The following is an 18,689-nucleotide window of genomic DNA, read 5'->3' on the forward strand; positions in this document are numbered from 1 at the left end:
CAGCACAATATCTTACTCGCACTATACGAGATTCTATGCACTTATAAGTCGAGTATGCACCCCTGCAAAAACAAGGGGCTTTTCATCCAGCAAAAGGAATAAAGAAGAGCTCCGAAAAGGCGGCAACAGCCAAGTCCCCCATCCATCCCCAAAGTGGCGCGAGGTTTCGCGGCAAAGCCGCGAAACAGCGAAGGGGGACGGAATACCCGGCCAACTACGTCCTTCATCCGCCCACACAATCCGAGGACGTAGTCGTAGCAGGATCTGAGGGCTAACCTTCGCGGACACTCCGTAGGACGAAAGAACCCCCGCCGCACGTAGTGCGCAGCGGGGGTTCTTTCATGTCCGAGGACGTCCGCGAAGGTTAGCCCTCAGATCCTGCGGTGGGAGACCTAGGCCTCGTTGTACACCGTCTTGAGCTTCAGCAGGTGCTGATAGCGGTCCATAGCGGCCTGCTCATTCTCCTTGAAGAGCTCCTCGGCGCGCTCGGGGAAGGAACGCGTCAGCGAAGCGTAACGGGCCTCGTTCATCAGGAACTCCTGATAACCGCCCGCGGGCTCCTTGGAATCGAGCGAGAACTTCTTGCCGGCAGCAGCCTCGGGGTTGAAGCGGAAGAGGTTCCAGTAACCGCACTCGACAGCCTTCTTCATCTCGGCCTGGCAGTTCTGCATGCCACCCTTCTTGATGGAGTGCATCTCGCAGGGGCTGTAGCCGATGATGAGGGACGGGCCGTCGTAGGCCTCGGCCTCGTGGATGGCCTTGAGGGTCTGAGCCGGGTTGGCGCCCATGGCGACCTGCGCCACGTAGACGTAGCCGTAGCTCATGGCAATCTCGGCCAGAGACTTCTTCTTGGTCACCTTACCGGCAGCGGCGAACTGAGCGACCTGGCCCAGGTTCGAGGCCTTGGAGGCCTGACCGCCGGTGTTGGAGTAGACCTCGGTGTCGAAGACGAAGACGTTGACGTTGTGGCCGGAAGCCAGGACGTGGTCCAGGCCACCGAAGCCGATATCGTAGGCCCAACCGTCGCCACCGAAGATCCAGAAGGACTTCTTGGTGAGGTAAGCCTTGTCGGCGAGGATCGCCTTGGAAGCGTCGCAGCCGCACTTCTCGAGCTCGGCAACGTAGGCAGCGGCAGCGGTCTTGGAAGCCTCGGCGTCGTTGACGGAGTCGATCCAAGCCTGGCCGGCAGCCTTGAGCTCATCGGACGGACCATCGGCAGCGATGATGTCCTGGGTAGCGGCGATCAGCTTGTGCTGAACGGCCTCATAGCCAACGGCCATGCCCAGACCGTGCTCGGCATTGTCCTCGAACAGGGAGTTGTTCCACGCCGGGCCGTGACCGTCCTTGTCCTTGCAGTAAGGAGCGGTGGCAGCGGGGTTGCCCCAAATGGAGGAGCAGCCGGTGGCGTTGGAAATGAACATGCGGTCGCCGGCGACCTGGGTCACCAGACGTGCATAGGCGGTCTCGGCGCAGCCGGCGCAGGAGCCGGAGAACTCCAGGTAGGGCTGCTTAAACTGGCTGCCCTTGACGTTGGCCGCGATGAGCTCCTTCTTCTCGGAGACGTTCTCGACCATGTAGTCCCAAACGGGCTGCTGGTCCATCTCCTGCTCGGTGGGAACCATCTCGAGGGCGCCCTTGGGGCAAACCTTGACGCAGTTGGTGCAACCCATGCAGTCGAGCGGGGACACAGCCATGGTGAACTTCATGCCCTTGGCCTTGGGACCCATGGCGTCGAGCGTGCGGGTAGCCTCGGGCGCGGCGGCAGCCTCGTCCTCGGTCATCGCGAACGGACGGATGGTGGCATGCGGGCACACGTAGGCGCACTGGTTGCACTGGATGCACTTGGTCTCGTCCCAGTGGGGAACGACCACGGCGACGCCGCGCTTCTCGTATGCGGAGGCGCCCAGCTCAAACTGGCCGTCGGCGCAATCGACGAAGGCGGAAACAGGCAGGCTGTCGCCGTCCATGCGATCGATGGGCTCGAGCAGGTTCTTGACCTGCTGGGCGATAGCGGATTTGGTCTCCTCGGAGAGCTCGACGGGGGCGGCATCCTCGGCGGTAGCCCAGTCGGCCGGAACCTCGAACTTACGGAAGGCGGTAGCGCCGGCATCGATGGCCTTGTGGTTGGCGTCGACGATAGCCTGGCCCTTCTTCATGTAGGACTTGGTAGCCGCGTCCTTCATGTACTGCAGGGCGTCCTCGGCGGGCAGGACCTTGGCCAGCGCGAAGAAGGCGGACTGGAGCACCGTGTTGGTGCGCTTGCCCATGCCGACCTTAGCGGCCAGGTCGATAGCGTCGATCAGGTAGACGTTGACGTTGTTGTTCGCGATGTAGCGCTTGGCCACGGCGGGCATGTGCTCGGCGAACTCCTCGTCGCTCCACTGGCAGTTGACCAGGAAGGTGCCGCCCGGCTTGACGTCGCGGACCATCTTGAAGCCCTTAACGATGTAGCTGGGGTTGTGGCAAGCGACAAAGTCGGCCTTGGTCACGTAGTACGGCGAACGGATCGGAGAATCACCAAAGCGCAGGTGCGAGACGGTGACGCCGCCGGTCTTCTTGGAGTCGTACTGGAAGTAGGCCTGGACGTACTTGTCGGTGTGGTCGCCGATGATCTTGATCGAGTTCTTGTTGGCGCCGACGGTACCGTCGCCACCCAGACCCCAGAACTTGCACTCGATGGTGCCGGGGGCCGCGGTGTTGGGCGCATCCTCGGCCTCGGGCAGGCTCAGGTTGGTCACGTCATCGACAATGCCGATGGTGAACTCGCGCTTGGGCTCGTCCTTCTTGAGCTCCTCGAAGACAGCGAACGCGGACGCGGGAGGCGTGTCCTTGCTGCCCAGGCCATAACGGCCGCCGACGACCTTGATGCCCGTCTTGCCGGCCTCGTAGAGAGCGGAGACGACGTCCTGGTAGAGCGGCTCGCCGATGGAACCCGGCTCCTTGGTACGGTCCATGACGGCGATCTTCTGGACGGTCTCGGGGAGAACGTCGACGAAGTGCTTGATGGAGAACGGACGGAACAGACGAACCTTGACCAGGCCGACCTTCTCGCCGTGAGCGTTGAGGTAGTCGATGACTTCCTCGAGCACGTCGCAGAAGGAGCCCATGCACACGACGACGCGGTCGGCATCGGGAGCGCCGTAGTAGTTGAACAGGCCGTAATCGGTGCCGAGCTTCTCGTTGATCTTCTTCATGTAGCCCTCGACGACGGCGGGAAGCTCGTCGTAGACCTTGTTGCAGGCCTCACGGTTCTGGAAGAAGATATCGCCGTTCTCGTGGCTACCGCGGGTGTGCGGGTGCTCAGGGTTGAGCGCGTGGTCGCGGAAAGCCTGGACGGCGTCCATGTCGCACATCTCGGCCAGATCCTTGTAGTCCCACATGGCGACCTTCTGGATCTCGTGGCTGGTGCGGAAGCCGTCGAAGAAGTTAAGGAACGGGGTCTTACCCTCGATGGCGGCAAGGTGAGCCACCGGCGAGAGGTCCATGACCTCCTGGACGTTGCCCTCGGCGAGCATGGCGAAGCCGGTCTGACGACAAGCCATGACGTCGGAGTGATCGCCAAAAATGTTCAGGGCGTGGGAAGCGACGCAACGCGCGGAGACGTGGAAGACGCCCGGGAGCTGCTCGCCCGCGATCTTGTACATGTTCGGAATCATCAGGAGCAGACCCTGAGAAGCCGTGTAGGTGGTGGTCAGAGCACCGGCGCCCAGCGAACCGTGAACGGTACCGGCTGCACCTGCCTCGGACTCCATCTCGACGACCTTGACCGGGGTGCCGAAGATGTTCTTGCGACCCTGGGCCGCCCACTGGTCGACATGGTCGGCCATCGGGCTGGACGGCGTAATGGGATAGATTCCCGCTACCTCGGTGTACGCATACGAAACATATGCGGCCGCCTCGTTGCCGTCCATAGACTTAAACTTACGCGCCATATACCCCTCTCCTATCATATAGGTATACAAGCCCCGGCGATCGCCGGGATGTTGGTGTGATGGGATTTACGCTGTTGCTTCCAATCATCTGGCAGGCAGGCTCAGCAGCAGGTACGTGGCGTGGAGAGAAGACATGCCGAGGCGAGGGACAGCTGATGCGCCCCACAGACCCGACCGCCCGTCTTGCACATGACCGAGCGCCGCAAAGGCCGCATGCCGGATGCTCCCGGGCACGCCCCGGCGATGGGAAGCGCCCGCAACGGAAATCCGCATGCGGGTTTATTGTACCCCGCCGTTAAGTGTAATTTCGACAAATATAGGCGGGCGGTAAAGGTTTACTTTGGATGACCGCCGGGATCATTTGGCAGGACTGGCTAGAGAGCACCGAAGAGAATGGCGTAGGTAGTGGATTCGCCGAGCTTGAGCTCGTCGCCGGGATTGAGTTGGGCGGAACGGCCGGGCTCGACCTGAATGCAGACGCGCGTGGCCCCATTTACCACCACGGTTCCGTTGGTGGACGACAAGTCCTCGACGTGCCAGATATTTTGAGCATCGCACCAAATATGGGCATGGCGGGCCGAGACATCGTCGCCGACGTCGGTAATATCGCCCTCACCAGTGGCCAGCGCGCCAATCTCAACACCCTGCTCACTCGGCTGAATCCAGCGCGGGGCGCTCACGACAAAACTGTTTTGCACGCGCAGCAAGCCCAAGGGGTGCGCCGGGGCGGGTTCGCGCTCGCCCGCGGTCATCGACATGCCAAGCGAACGCGGCGTGGAGGTGCCTCCGCCACAGGTCGCGTGCGCGTAGTCGATGGCATAGTTCACCGAGGACCGCACATCCGCCGAACAACCGACGGCGACAAACAGCACCAGCACAGCCTCGGCGCGCTCGGCGGGCATGAGTTCCGCCGCCTGGGACAGGCGATCGAGCGCGTTGCGATAGAGATTCGTGTCCTGGTGGCACTCTTCGAGCGCGCGTACCATCGGTTCACCTGCAGAACCGCACACCATATTGATCACAGCCGTGGAGTCCATGGGATTGCGCTGGCGCAGGGCCAGTTGCGACATAATACGCGCAGCCGAGGTACCGTATTCGGCAAAGTAGCGCTGCTGAAGCGTGCCGACCGGCGCGCGAACGATAAAGCGGGAAACCCAAGAGCGATCGGCGGCTCGGCTCTGCGGGCTGCGGCCGTCGGCGAGCGGACGGGACGAAAGCACCAAGCCGCACAGCTCGATATGGCTCAGATGCGCCGCGCGCTTAAAGATGTCAAACATGGCCCCGCATGGGGTGAGCTCAACTTGAGATGCCATGACCTAGGCCTCCTTGGTCGTAGAAATAGAATCGGACGATACTTCGACAGGTCCGCCAAAAGTACGGGCAGCTGCGGCTCCACCGGCAAGCGGAGTCGCCATCTGGGCTTTTGTGCGTCGCGGTGCCGAAACGGGAAGTTCAAAGGCAAAGCCCATCGCAAGCAAAAACCACGTAAGCGTATAGGTTGCAACCAGAGCGGCAACAAGACCGCCCATCACGGCGCGTTGGGAAAATACGCTACATGCAGCCACAACCAGCACCGGAACCTCGCAGGCAGAAAGCGCAAGCACACCCTGCAGGAAGCCCGAGCGCCGATCACGCGCAAGTGCCCCCGCGGCAACGCCGGCTATGCCTGGCAGCGCCAACGCCAGTGCGACAATAATACCCGGTAGCGACCCAGACCACATGAGCGATCCCAAAGTCGCCGTCACGCGAGCGCCCGACGCCAGCAGCGCGGCCGAAACCACGACCACAGCCCAAACCACGCCACAGACGACCGTCGCGCCGACCATCAGCGCGCGACGAACCGCGCGGCCAGACGCATCCATGGGGCACGGCGTGAGCGGCTCGCCGCGGAGCGAACGACCGACATTTTGCGCATAGTGGTCACAAAACGCCGAGAGCGCCGCCTCGACCGCCGCCGGCTCGGGACGATCTTTTTGATGGCTGGACAGACAGGCCATCACCACGTCGAACAGCTGGGCATCGACAAACGCCAGCGCATCGCGTAGCTCTTCGGAATCCGGCTCAAGCCCTAGCTGCTGGGCCTGCTCGGCCGCGGCGAGCGCCACATCGGGCTCACGACGAAGCAGCTGAGTCAAATCGCAACCGGGCGCATGGGCACCAATGGGATAGTCGGGCCGCGCGTCCATCTTGAGACGGTAGGGGCTCGCGATGTCGCGCGTCTTTTTGCGCGAACCCGAGGTGCCCGAAGTGCTCGGCGCGGCTTCGTATGGCACGACGCCGGCAATGAGCTCGTAAACCGTGCTTGCCGCGGCATAAACGTCAATCGCCGGCGACATACGCAAAGCGCGCAGGTCGGGAATATCGTCGGTGAGCATCTCGGGCGGGGCATAGGCAACCGTCGCGCGACGCAGCGTGGCATAACGCTCCGTAAACGACGCCTTGCCGCCGGTACCGGCCACGGCCGACGCAGGCTCAAGCGCCAGCGACGAGCCAAAGTCGATCAGGCACAGGTCAAAGGTGCCCTCGGCAAGCTGCCGGTCAAGCGGTAGACGCGCCGTGCGCACCATAATATTAGCGGGCGAGATATCGCGATGGACAAAGCCCTCGCCCACCAGGCTCATGCGGCAGAGCAGATCGAACAGGTCGCGACCCAGACGCGCCGCCACAAGCGGCGACAGGCGTCCGGCATCGTCCACGGCAAGTCGCGAACGCAAGCGGGCAAGCGTCTCGCCCTCGACCCATTCCATGACAATTGCAGGCACACCGTCGACCTCGCCCCAGCCATAGAGGCGGGGAAAGCCCTTAAGGCCCGAAAGGGCGCGATGGCATTCGTATTCCTCGCGAAACGCCGCCTTGAACTTGGCGACCAGCGCCTCGTGAGCGGCATCGTCATCAAACTCATCGCGCGTCGGCAAGATGAGCTGCTTGAGTGCCACGGCCTCGCCTTGGGCGTTGACAGCACGCGTCACGCGGCCGATACCGCCACGGCGCATGGTGGCATCGTCGGCAAACAGCATCGTAAAACGACGCAGATAGGCAGGCAGTTCGTCCTGACCGAGCGCAATGGCCGGCTCAAACCCGTCGACACGCGCCAGGCGCAGGCCGACCATGGGATCGCGACCGAGCGATTGTGGTGTGGTGGATGCAAGATCGGTCATCATAGGGCAAGCGCCGCCACGTTATTGTTGAAGTTACCGAGCGCGACGTCATCATCGCCGTAATGGCCGACCCATTGGCATAGGTTGGTGTAACAGCCCCACAGATTGGCATACTGCTGATACCACTTTGACCGGGGCGAGAATGTCTGACGACCGAACTCGGCTCGAATGACAAACATCTCCCCGACCAGGCTGTCGCACGGCCTGGGATCTCCCGTAGAGTTATAGGTCGAGACCACGTCATTGGCACGAGAAACATAGCCGTCGAGCATGTTGTACTTGGTCACAAGCCAACTGTGAATGCTCTCTTCCTCAGCAGCGGAAAGGCCACCGGAGTTTGCATCGTTGTCAGTGTTGCCGCCCGTCGAGCCGCCGTTTCCAGACCCTCCGGTAGAGGAACCCGCCCCAGAGCCGCCGCCCGAACTCGATGAATCCGAGCCGGAGCCAGAAGTATCCGAGCTACCGGGCTTTCCGGACTGCTGGGCGTCCTGCTCCTTTTGCTGCTCGACCTTATTCACCGTTGCCGCCACGCTATTGTTGGACAACCGATCGATGATCTTGGTGCTGGTGAGCACGATGGTTTTGCCATTGGCAAGCGTGACTTCGTTGTCCGGGGCCTCGGCGCCGTCCGCATCGTCGGTGCCAAACACAATATGCCCGACCACACTTGCCCAAGCATATCCAGTCGTGGTGCCCAGATCGCTTTTGACCTCATGCCCCACGCGCGGTTCGCGTGCGGCATGCGCCTGCATCATGGACGGCACGGTCATGCCATAGGCAGAAACGCCAGCTATGACCAGCACCAGCGAGCACGATAGCAGTGCGTACGCCCGCGGCGCCAAGCCCAGTCGGCGTCGTATGCGCACCGCGGCGCCGCGCTTTGTCTGAGTGCCACCGGGCCGCATGCGTTCTCCTCCAACAAAAACACGCCGCTCGGGAGCGGCGCATTCATTCGAATCCATATTTGAGTGTATCAGCGAACCAAAAAGGTTGCGCAACGAATGGACAAATTAAGGATGCGAGCGGAAGCATCCATGCGATAAGCGGATACGAAGCATCTTTGTTGCACAACAAACTCACAGTCGCACGGGGAAATTATGACTACCCCGTGCGTCGCGAGGAAAACATACGGCAGGAGCAGGCTCGCCACCTAAATCGCGCGACGGGCCTCAATGGCGCGGCCAAGCGTAAGCTCGTCGGCATACTCCAGGTCGCCGCCCACGGGCAGGCCGCTCGCCAGACGCGACACCTCGACGCCCAGTGGCTTGATAGTGCGGGCCAGGTAGCTCGCCGTGGTCTCGCCCTCGATATTGGGGTTGGTGGCGATGATGACCTCATGGATATCCTCGTGGCCCAGACGCGCCAGCAGCTCGCGGATGTGCAACTGCTCGGGACCAATCTTGTCCATGGGACTGATCACGCCGCCCAATACGTGGTAGAGACCGTGGTAGCTGCCCGTGCGCTCGATCGCCTGGACGTCGCGCGGCTCGCCCACCACGCAAATGCGAGTGGTATCGCGCATCGGGTCCTGGCAGATGGAGCACTCGTCGGCCGTGGCGTAGTTAAAGCAGCGGCTGCAAAAGTGGACCTCCTGCTTGACCTCCAGGATGGCCTCGGCCAGGCGGCGGGCCTCCTCGGCATCGGCCTCGAGCAGGTAATAGGCGATGCGCTGGGCCGACTTGGGACCAATGCCCGGCAGACGGCCCAGCTCATCGAGCAGTTTTTGCAGACTGTGATTCGCACTCATAAATATTTGTGTCTTAGAACGGCATGCCCGGGATGTTGAGGCCGCCGGTGATGGCGCCCATCTGCTTGTTGGCGAGCTCGTTGACGCCGCGGACGGCCTCGTTGACGGCAGCCATGATCATATCCTGCAGCATATCGACGTCCTCGGGATCGAGGGCATCGGGATCGATGGTGAGGTTGACGAGCTCCATCTCGCCGTTAACGGTCACCTTGACCATGCCGCCGCCGGCAGAGGCGTCGACGGTCTGGGACTTGAGGTTCTCCTGCGCGGCGGCAAGCTGCTCCTGCATCTTGCGAGCCTGCTTCATCATCTGCTGCATGTTCATACCGGCCATGATGGCTCCTTTACGTGCGGCCGCACGCCGAGCTGCAAGGGCAGTCGGAGCACGGCAGGACTTTCAAACTCAAAAATCGTACCACGGCGCGAGGCCAGCGAACGGGGCGGACACACTACCTCAGTCGATATACATGTCCTGGAGTGCAAGCCGCACCCAAAAATTATGCAAAGTTGAATAATTCGCATCTGCATAATATTGAAAGCTAAATCTTGTAGAGCCGAAATCCGACATTTTATGCGTCCCACTAAATGGCTAAATGCCGAGCCACTACTCGAGGCGGCGCACATGGCAGCAGGGTATAATTTGATTGCCATAGATAGCAATTTGGAGGTGCCCCATGAATGCCCCCGACGTGCTCCAAAACATCCGCTCAAAACACCCCGTTGCATATTTGGTTCTCTATCTCTTTGTCGGCTGGGCATTGTTGGTTGTCATCACCCATGCTATAGCCTTTGGAGCAGAACTGCTGGTAGCCAGCTCGAATAAGCCCGTTGTCAAATGGGAGGCGACCGACGAGTGCGTCGACGGAACCCGAACCGTTTACTACAACAGCCCGTCCCTCTACCAAGAGTTCAAGGTCAAGATAAAGGACTCCAAGATTGTCGATGCCGAACCAGGCGCTTTCTTGACAATCGGAGCAACCCTCAACGCCGAGCAAGTCGAGTACACGGACAGCTATGCGGCGTATCGTATCGACCTCAGCATCCTAGGCCGACCGTCACGCACCTGTCTGCTCGAATGCGATATACGCGGCACCACGTTGCACATGTCCGAAATACAGATGTGCCCGGGCAAGGGGTTCTCTTCTTGAGCAGTATACCCGCCTGCGCAGCTACTCCACCGGCTTGAAGATGGTGGCCTGACCGAAGACGCTGCGGATGAGGTCTTTGGCCTCGTCCTCGGTCTGCGGGATGCTCGGGGCTGCGCCCTGGTGGCCGAAGGGGCTGCCGGCGCCGGGGTTGGACTCCCAGGGAGCTGCAGGAGCGTCCTCCTCTTTGGGGGCAGCTACAGCGGACTTGGGCGCGGGCGTCGCACCCGGCACGTCGAACGGAGGAAAATCGTCCCCGCTCGCATCGCCGGCAAAGCCGCCGACCATGGCGTCGTCGTAGGGCACCTGCTCGGATTCCCACGGCGCGGACTGCGCGACAGGCTGAGCCTTGGGGGCAGTCGAGCGCTCGGGCGCACGGGGTGCGGGCTCGGTCGGGAGCTTACCCGTGGCAGAAGCGCCGGCAGGGTTGTCGGAGCGTAGCCAGGGGGCTTTGCCCAGGTCAGACGACTTGGGCGCGGGCGAGGCGGGCTTGGGCGCTGGTGTCGGAGCAGCCGGTTTGGGCGCCGCGGGCTTAGGCGCCGACGGGGTCGATGCCGCTACCGGCGCCGTTTGCTGCTGCGGCGCGCTGGCGCTCGAGGATACAGGGGCCGCCGAGGACACGGGTTGCGGGTCCGCAGATGCCGCAGCCCGTGCAGATGGAGAATGCTCCTCATGTTGAGGAGCCGGCGTGCCACCCCCATCCAAGACATAGTCGACGGTACGACGACCGAAGACTGCGCAGACCGTCGGCAGGACCACCGATTGCGTGTCAGCGCGGCCGAGCATCTTGATGGCAAAGGTCGAGCCCGCAGGGAACGAGACGGTGAGCTTGGAGCCGTCGTCGGCCGTGGCGCGGGCGTTGAGCAAAAGCCCTGCGTAGGAAGCCTGACGCGCCTTGACACGCTCGACAACCTCGGCCCATTTGCGCTGGAGCTCGCCGGCATCCTCGACCGCGGGGGTCTCGGCAGCACCGGCGGCGGCAACCTGGGCGGCATTGTTGGACTGGGACTTAGATGCCGGAGCGGTGACAGGCGCGGGGGCCGCAACGGGCTGAGACGTCGGAGCCGGCGCAGGCTGAGGTGCAGGCGCTGCAGGCTTGGAAACTGACACGGACGCAGAACGGGGCGCAGGCTGGGCAGCCGGAACAGCAGCGCCGCGGTCCCAAGGCATGCCACCCTGATGCGCGGACGTAGCAGCGGGGGCAGCGGATGCCGCCGGAGCGGCAGCACGGGCGCCCGAAATGAGCGTCGGCTGTTGGGCAGCAGCGGGTACGGATGCTGCAGGCGCGGCGGCCTGAGCAGCAGCCACGCTCGCCGGCACGGCGCCGTTGGCAACCATGGCCTCCAGGCGTGCCACGCGCTCGGCCAATGCCTCAATCGTTAAATCGGCCTCGGGACGCGCCAGACGCGTGCAGGCGATCTCGAGCACCAGGCGCACGTCGCTCGCGCCCCTCATCTCCAGTGCGGCATCGTCGAGCACCGTCAGCACACGGGCCAGGCGGTCGGCAGGATGCTCGCCAAAGGCAGCGGCCTCGGCAGCAAGCGCCTCGGCCTGCTCGGAGCCGCCCTCAAACAGCTCGGCACGGGCACCAGCAACGCAGGCAACGTACACGTCACGCACATGCGCCACCAGGTCGCGCGTCAGCTCCAGCAGGTCGTTTCCTTCCTCGACCTGCGCACGAATCAGTCCATAGAGCTCGGCAACATCGCGATCGGCAATGGCGCGCGCAAACTCGCCCAGAATCTGGTCCGAAACTTCGCCCAAAAGCGAGCGGGCATCGTCCGCATGCACGGTGCCGTTGCCGAAGACGCTCAGCTGCTCCAGCGTGGAGAGGGCATCGCGCATGCCGCCCTTGGCATGGCGCGCCACGATTGCCAGCGCCTCATCGTCGTAATCGAAGCCCTCCTGCTCGCACACATAGGACAGGCGATGCTCAATATCCTCATTGCCAATACGGTGGAAATCGAAGCGCTGGCAGCGCGAGAGGATTGTCTCCAGAATCTTTTGCGGGTCGGTGGTGCACAGCACAAAGATCACGTGCGCCGGCGGCTCCTCGAGCGTCTTGAGCAGCGCGTTAAACGCCGCCGTCGTGAGCATGTGGACCTCGTCGATGATATAGATCTTGTACTTGCCACGCACCGGAGCAAAGTTAACGGAGTTGATGATCTCCTCGCGCACGTTGTCTACGCCGGTACGGCTTGCGGCATCGAGCTCGTAGACATCGGGGTGGTTGCCCTCGGCGATGAGCTCGCACTCCTCGCAAGTACCGTCGGGCATGCAGCCGCTTGCACCCTCGGCGCGCGCCGCCTCGGCATTGCGACACAGCAGCGCCTTGGCCAGAATGCGCGCCATAGTGGTCTTGCCCGTGCCGCGCGGTCCACAGAACAGGTAGGCGTGGGACAGGCGCCCCTCGGTGATGGCGTGTTCGAGCGTCGAGACGATATGCTGCTGGCCCACCACGGAGTCGAAGGTGAGCGGGCGATACTTTCGGTACAACGATTCCATGGGTGCTCCCCCGGGTATACTGAGACTTGTTGCCGCGACGGCCATGCGGTCGCACGGCATACTGCATTCATAATAACCCGTACGGCGAGCCCGCCGCGATAGGAGTCTAAAGAGCATGGCAGACGCAGAGAGCAACCTCGTTCCCTCCGAAGCAGCCGACCAGGTCGAGGTCGCGCTCGAGGAGCAGGCCGCAGCCGACGACGGCATCCTGTACCTCAACGAGTACCAGTACGAAAACGACCTGGTCACCGACTTCGCACGCCTGGTCGCCTCGCCCAGGCGTCGCGGCTCGCTGTATGTCGCCGCCGCGATTGCCGCGCTCATCGGCATCGGCATGCTGGTGGCCGGCGGCAACTGGATCAAGTTTGGCGTCGTCCTGATCGTATTCGGCGCCTTTTTGGCCTGGTGGAGCAAAAACCTGCACCACACGCTCGCCCGCGACTTTATCGACGCCGTCGAGGCCGACGAGTCCATGGGTGGCCGCTATCGCCGCGTCGCCGCCAACGAGGACGGCCTGATGGTTTGGGGCAAGAGCGGCAAGTCGCAGTTCTTCCCGTTTGACAAGCTCGACCACGTACTCGACGGCGAGCGCATCTTTGTGGCCATGTTCGCCGACCAGGGCGTGACGATCCCCAAGGACACCTTCGTCCGTGGCGATGCCGAGCAGTTTGGCACCTTCCTTAAGGCACGCATCAACAAAAAACTCCGCATCGAGACCAAACGCAAGAAGATGAAGGCAGAAAAGGCCGCTGCCGAAGCCAAGCAGGGCGACAAGCCCCAGGAGACCAAGGGCAAGCAGCGCAAGCAGAAGAAGAACAAGAAGAAGCGCTAAGGCCAAGCCAGACGGGCAGCCTCGCATCCCGCTATCCTCCCCATGCACCCGAGCGTGCTACACTAGCAGCATCTATGCCACCGCGAACGGCTCGGCTCCGCGCCCGCCGCTCGCAAACGAACTTTAAACGCACGAGGGTTGGCCATGCCGCTTTTCTCGCAACATACCGCCCGGTTCTCGCCGGACGTTCCCTTGGAGGGCACCAGCTCTCGCGAGCTGCTCAAGCGGTACCAGCCGCTCGAGACACTTGCGACCGGCGGTTTTGGCTCCATCGAGATCTGCCGCGACACGCACCTGCGCCGCCGCGTCGCCATTAAGCGCATCCCCCTTATCAACGGTGCCGGCATGCCCGCCAGCGACATCATGGATGTCCTGCGCGAGGCGCACACCGCCGCCATGCTTCAACATCCCAATATCGTGCAGGTCATCGACTTTACGCACGACACAGCCTATGCCTACCTGGTTATGGAATATGTCGATGGCATGTCGCTGGCCGAATTTTTGCATCGCGTGGACGGCCACTCACTTACCTTTGACGAGGCCGCGGCCATTGCCGATGCCCTGGGCCAGGCGCTCACCTTCGCCCATAGTAATGGCGTACTCCACCTGGACATTAAACCCGCCAACGTGCTCATCAACCACTCGGGCAATGTAAAGCTCACCGACTTTGGCATGGCGCGACTGTCGTCCGCCGGTGGCTTTGGCGGTTCGTGCGGCGGCACCATCGGCTACATGCCGCCCGAGCAGCTCGATATCGAGACCGGCACGGTCGACGAACGCGCCGATGTCTTTGCCCTCGCCTGTGTGATCTACGAGGGCCTGTGCGGCAGCGCTCCCTTTATGGCGGCCACGCCCGCCGACTCGCTCGGCCGCATCATCGGCGGCGCCACCTACCCCAGCGAGCTCATCCCGCACTTTCCCCCGGGAGCCGAGGCTGCGCTCATGAGCGCGCTCTCCCCCATGCCGCAGGACCGCCCCAACAGCATCGAGGCATTTTGTGACCAGCTCCTTGCCGGTCTGGGCAGCGTACGCGAGGGCCGTCGCAGCCTGGAGCAAATGGTTGGCGAGCTTTCGGATGACGAGCAGGAGCTCGACGATATCGAGCCGTCGCACTACGAAGGCGACGCCATCGAGGTCGACCCCGCACTCGGCTGGGCGGGCGTGCGCTGGAGCCATGCGCGTGACTACACCATGCACGCTATCTCGGCGCTAACGTGTGGCACCTTTAGCTTTTTGCTGATGCAAACGGCCGGAGTCGCGGCACTTCCCGGCCTGGTCATTGCGGCTATCGCGATCGGAGCGGCGGCTGGCCTGGCCCCCCAGATCGGCTCGGCCATCTCGGCTGTGGGCTTTTTGGTGCTCATGGCCAACGCCACCATGCAGGCGCAGGGCATCCTGTCGATGCTGCCCGTCGCGGTGATCTTTGCCGCCGCCATGTCCGGTTGGTGGATCGCCTGGGGTCGCACCGAGACTGCCGCGAGCGCCGCGCTCACCTGTGCACTCGCGCTTGGCTGTCTGACCGGCAATACCTTCCTGGCAGCTGGGGTCGCCGCCGGCGTCGCGTCATTTTGGCTCGGCCCGGCAAGCGCCGCCGCGGCAACGGGCATGGGCGCGCTTTTTGCCCGTCTGGCCACGGTCGCGCTTTCAGCCGGAGGCGTGCTGGGGCTCGGTAACGTTGCCGCAGCGCTGGGAGACCCGCTCCTTTGGGCTGCCTTTGTGCTGGTCGCGGCAACTGCCGCAGCGTCATCCGCGCTGCTCAATGCCCATGCCAAGCGTGCCGATCAGGGCTCAAACCTTGCCGCAATCGCCGCCATCGCTGTCACCGGCATCGGCTGCGCAGCGGCGTCCTGTCTTGCACACCATATGGAAATTGCCAGCCTTGCAGCCGCGGTCATCGCCAAGGCGGCGGTTGCGGGAATCCTATCCTCTATAATCGTTGGGATATGCCTATATTTGCTCGGATACCAAAGAACCTATACGGAGAGTGATCTTTCGTGAACTTCCTGAACATCTTCGAGGACCACGTGGCCGGCATCTTCGGTGCCACCCGTGCCCCGTTCTCCTTTAAGAAGCTTGCCAAGCAGGCCGCTCGCGACATGGAGGATCAGACTCTGGTGATCAACGGCGTCAACACGGCGCCGGCACTCTATACCATCCTTATCGCCGCCGACGACGATCCCATGCTCGCCCCGTTCTACCCCGAGCTTTCGCGCGAGGTCCGCGAGTTTGTGAAGGCGCAGGCCGAAAAGCGCCGCTATGTCTTTGTCGGCGAGCCCCTCGTGCGCTTTATGATCGATCCGCAGCTGCGCGCCGGCAAGTTCTCGGTCTTTGCCGAGAACGTCGATGCGCCCACGCTCGGCCGCCTGTACGAGGAAGAGCGCGCCTACCAAAACGGCCTGGGACAGAATAACTCGGCCGCAAGCCGCGCCGCCAGCGCCCCGCGCGCCGGCCAGCAGCAGTTTGCTGCCCCGCAGCAGCAGCGCCCCGCCGCCATGCCCCAGCAGCAGCCGACGCCTCGCGCCGCCGCTCCCGACCCGCTTGCCGTGGCAGACCCCTTCGCGCCTAGCGTCCCCGACCCCGCCGCCGCACCCATCCCGGTGCCGCAGACCGTCTCGCGCGACGCGCTTGCCGGCATGGGCGGAGCCGCCGCGACCGGTGCCGCCGTGGGCCTAGGCGCCGCAGCCGGCATCGCCTCCAACATGGCGAGCACTCGCGCCCCGCAGCGCCCGCTCGCCCAGCTCGTCGACGTCGTGAGCGGCGAGAGCCATAGCATCACCTCCGCACAGGTGACCATCGGTCGCGAGCGCTCAGTTTCCGACATTGCCCTGCGCGACCCCAACGTGTCGCGCCGCCACGCCCAGCTCACCTTTACGGGCTCGGATTGGTCGATCGAGGACCTCAATTCCACCAACGGCACGCTCGTCAACAACCGCCGCATTACGCGCTGCCCGCTGCGCAACGGCGATCTGCTGACGTTTGGCCTGAGCACCTTTGAATTTAGGGGATAGTCGCTTATGAACATCGATATCGTCCTTTTTGCAGGCCGCATCGTCCTGGTCGCCCTGCTCTATATCTTCCTGTTCGCCGTCATGAAGACCGGCGTGGGACTTGTGCGCGGGCAGCGCCGCGACTCGGCTATCTGGACGATTGATGTGGACAAGGGTCCGCGCGGTATCCGCGGCATCCACGTAGACATGCTCGGCCCCGTCATCGTCGGTCGCTCGCCATCTTCGGACATCTGCATCAACGAACCGTTCGTCTCGGCCTCGCATGCGCGCTTTTCGCTGCAGGGCCCGGCGCTCATCATCGAGGACCTCAACTCGCTTAACGGCACGCTCGTCAACGGCCGCCAGCTCGTGGAGCCCGCGACGCTGCGTGAGGGCGACGAAGTCCAGATTGGCGACGTGGTCATGAAGGTGAACCGTCGATGATCGACGAGGAGAACAAGTCCGCAACTATGACCGAGGCACCGGCTGCCGCCACAGCTGTGCCGGCCCACGCCGCTCCGGCGGGCTCCAAACCCGTGGAGCCCGAGGACACCGTGTTCTCCCTGCCTCTTTCGCATGTAACGCATGATATTTCGGATCTCGCCGATAACGAGGACGAAGAGGATGCCGCAGCGGCGCCCATCGGCGCACATGTTGCGGAACAGCCCACAGCGCCCGAAGCAACCCCGGCGCCGGCTCACTTTGCAGAGCCCGTCGCCGCGGCAATCAACGAGAGCGCTGCGGTGTTTGCGGCACCCGAGCCCGCCGCGCCGGCGTTTCCCATAGCCCCGGCATCCGAGGTTGCGCCCGCGTCTACGTCGGCGCCCGAGGCAGGGCCATCCCCCGAGGACGGCCCTGCACCCAGGACCCCGCAGCCTGCGCCCGCAAGCGAGTCCGATACCGTGGCCGAGCCCGCCACCCATTCGCAAAACACGCCCGCGCCGTCGCACTTTGCGACGCCCGAGCCTATAGACGTCAGCCCGCAAGATGACGAGTCGACCGCCCGCGTTTCCGAGGAGCCCGACTCCCCGGACACCGGTGATTCCGAATCAAACGCCGAGACCGACACCGTCTCTCCCGGTGACACCGCCGAGATCGACGTTGCTGCCGTTGAGGCCAAGCTCAAAGACCCCGGCTCGACCATGAGCTTTGAGCCCCTGACCGAGGAGCGCATCGAGACCGACTCGACCTATGACGCCGGTACCACCACGCAACTCATGTGGGGCGCCCGCTCCGACGTTGGCTGCGTGCGCCCGCACAATGAGGATTCCTACCTGGTGCAGTCGCCGCTCTTTTGCGTATGCGACGGCATGGGCGGTCACGCCGCCGGCGAGGTAGCCTCTTCCATCGCCGTCGAGACTATTGCCAAGACGGCCCCGCAGTCCGCCGACGCAGCGCGCCTGGCCGCAGCCGTCGAGGCCGCTAACGCCGCCGTAATCGAGGCCGCCTTGAACGGCCTGGGCAAGCCCGGCATGGGCTGCACAGCCACTTGCGCCTATATCGAAAACGACACGCTCGCCATCGCCCACGTGGGCGACTCTCGCGCCTATCTGCTCCACGAGGGCACGCTCATCCGCGTGACCCGCGACCACTCCTACGTGGAGGAGCTCGTGGACGCCGGCGAGATCACGGCAGACGAGGCTCGCGTCCACCCCAACCGTTCGGTCATCACCCGTGCGCTGGGCTCGGACCCCGCCATGTATGCCGACCACTTCACTCTGCATATCGAGGAAGGCGACCGCCTGATCCTGTGCTCTGACGGCCTTTCGAGCATGATTCCCGATAGCGATATCGAGAACATCGCCACGCAATCCTCAACCGCGCAAATCTGCGTCGACAACCTAGTGGACGCGGCGCTTGCCGCCGGCGGCCACGACAACGTGACCGTAGTAGTCGTTGACCTGGTTGACGATGGCGTCATGCGCGAGGCGCAACGCGTGCGTCGCCGCAACGTTACTATCGCCGCCATCCTGGCCCTCGTCTTTGTGCTGGCAGCTGGCATCTGGGCCTACACGGGTGTCACCGGCTCGTACTACCTGGGTACCTACCAGGGCAATGTCGCCGTCTGGCGCGGCCTGCCCGGCAAGCCGCTCGGACTCAAGCTCCACTGGCTCGAAAGCGAAACCAGCATCAAGCTGTCCGACCTGCCCGAAGACACGCAAAACCGCCTCAAGGCGGGCATTCCGCAAACAAGTGTCGACGATGCGCAGGACACGATATCCAAGTACCGCCACCAGATCGACGAGGAGCAGACCCGCCAGGTGATCGACGCGCAAACGATTCGCGACAACACCAATCAGGGATCGACCTCCGAATCAGATTCCGAGAAAACCGCCGAACAGTCCGCCGAGGCCGAAGCCTCCGATAAGAATTAGAAAGGGAG

13 protein-coding genes are annotated in these 18,689 nt (G+C 63.3%); 6 read left to right on the top strand and 7 right to left on the bottom strand.

Annotated features, from left to right (window positions below):
• Window positions 1–392: 392 nt before the first annotated feature.
• The 6 genes from nifJ to I1M21_RS04795 all read right to left on the bottom strand — a co-directional run bounded on the left by nifJ (window position 393) and on the right by I1M21_RS04795 (window position 9,171).
• Window positions 393–3,932 (bottom strand): pyruvate:ferredoxin (flavodoxin) oxidoreductase, encoded by a 3,540-nt coding sequence (gene nifJ, locus I1M21_RS04770; protein ID WP_117655974.1) that lies wholly within the window; start codon window positions 3,930–3,932, stop codon window positions 393–395.
• A gap of 374 nt (window positions 3,933–4,306) precedes the next feature.
• Window positions 4,307–5,245: an FHA domain-containing protein gene (locus I1M21_RS04775; RefSeq protein WP_138340893.1), complete on the bottom strand. Its 939-nt coding sequence runs from the start codon at window positions 5,243–5,245 to the stop codon at window positions 4,307–4,309.
• A gap of 3 nt (window positions 5,246–5,248) precedes the next feature.
• On the bottom strand, window positions 5,249–7,093 hold the full coding sequence (locus I1M21_RS04780; RefSeq protein ID WP_195192642.1) for a serine/threonine protein kinase: 1,845 nt from the start codon (window positions 7,091–7,093) through the stop codon (window positions 5,249–5,251).
• Window positions 7,090–7,995, bottom strand: coding sequence for a hypothetical protein (locus I1M21_RS04785; RefSeq protein WP_195192643.1), 906 nt, complete (start codon window positions 7,993–7,995; stop codon window positions 7,090–7,092). Before I1M21_RS04785 ends, I1M21_RS04780 begins: the two co-directional genes overlap by 4 nt.
• A gap of 245 nt (window positions 7,996–8,240) precedes the next feature.
• Complete coding sequence (recR, locus tag I1M21_RS04790) at window positions 8,241–8,837, bottom strand: recombination mediator RecR (protein ID WP_006235173.1); 597 nt, start codon at window positions 8,835–8,837, stop codon at window positions 8,241–8,243.
• A 13-nt stretch (window positions 8,838–8,850) separates the two neighbouring features.
• On the bottom strand, window positions 8,851–9,171 hold the full coding sequence (locus I1M21_RS04795; protein ID WP_006235174.1) for a YbaB/EbfC family nucleoid-associated protein: 321 nt from the start codon (window positions 9,169–9,171) through the stop codon (window positions 8,851–8,853).
• Window positions 9,172–9,511: 340 nt separating this feature from the next.
• Between I1M21_RS04795 and I1M21_RS04800 the strand changes: the two genes are divergently transcribed.
• Window positions 9,512–9,985, top strand: coding sequence for a hypothetical protein (locus I1M21_RS04800; protein WP_195192644.1), 474 nt, complete (start codon window positions 9,512–9,514; stop codon window positions 9,983–9,985).
• Window positions 9,986–10,006: 21 nt separating this feature from the next.
• Here I1M21_RS04800 and dnaX read toward each other — a convergent pair whose 3' ends face one another.
• Window positions 10,007–12,487 (bottom strand): DNA polymerase III subunit gamma/tau, encoded by a 2,481-nt coding sequence (gene dnaX / locus I1M21_RS04805; protein WP_195192645.1) that lies wholly within the window; start codon window positions 12,485–12,487, stop codon window positions 10,007–10,009.
• Window positions 12,488–12,602: 115 nt separating this feature from the next.
• Between dnaX and I1M21_RS04810 the strand changes: the two genes are divergently transcribed.
• The 5 genes from I1M21_RS04810 (at window position 12,603) to I1M21_RS04830 (ending at window position 18,681) form a co-directional block, all read left to right on the top strand.
• Window positions 12,603–13,319, top strand: a complete 717-nt coding sequence (locus tag I1M21_RS04810; RefSeq protein WP_195192646.1) for a hypothetical protein — start codon at window positions 12,603–12,605, stop codon at window positions 13,317–13,319.
• Between the two features lie 144 nt (window positions 13,320–13,463).
• Window positions 13,464–15,317: a serine/threonine-protein kinase gene (locus I1M21_RS04815; protein WP_195192647.1), complete on the top strand. Its 1,854-nt coding sequence runs from the start codon at window positions 13,464–13,466 to the stop codon at window positions 15,315–15,317.
• Window positions 15,314–16,327: an FhaA domain-containing protein gene (locus tag I1M21_RS04820; RefSeq protein WP_035136732.1), complete on the top strand. Its 1,014-nt coding sequence runs from the start codon at window positions 15,314–15,316 to the stop codon at window positions 16,325–16,327. The genes I1M21_RS04815 and I1M21_RS04820 overlap by 4 nt, the downstream gene beginning before the upstream one ends.
• A 6-nt stretch (window positions 16,328–16,333) precedes the next feature.
• A complete protein-coding gene (locus I1M21_RS04825) occupies window positions 16,334–16,750 on the top strand; it encodes an FHA domain-containing protein (protein WP_006235180.1) in 417 nt (138 codons plus the stop codon).
• Window positions 16,747–18,681: a Stp1/IreP family PP2C-type Ser/Thr phosphatase gene (locus I1M21_RS04830; RefSeq protein WP_195192648.1), complete on the top strand. Its 1,935-nt coding sequence runs from the start codon at window positions 16,747–16,749 to the stop codon at window positions 18,679–18,681. The genes I1M21_RS04825 and I1M21_RS04830 overlap by 4 nt, the downstream gene beginning before the upstream one ends.
• Window positions 18,682–18,689 lie beyond the last annotated feature (8 nt).

Source organism: Collinsella aerofaciens, assembly GCF_015546965.1.
In the GTDB taxonomy this organism is placed as follows: Bacteria; Actinomycetota; Coriobacteriia; order Coriobacteriales; family Coriobacteriaceae; genus Collinsella; species Collinsella aerofaciens_X.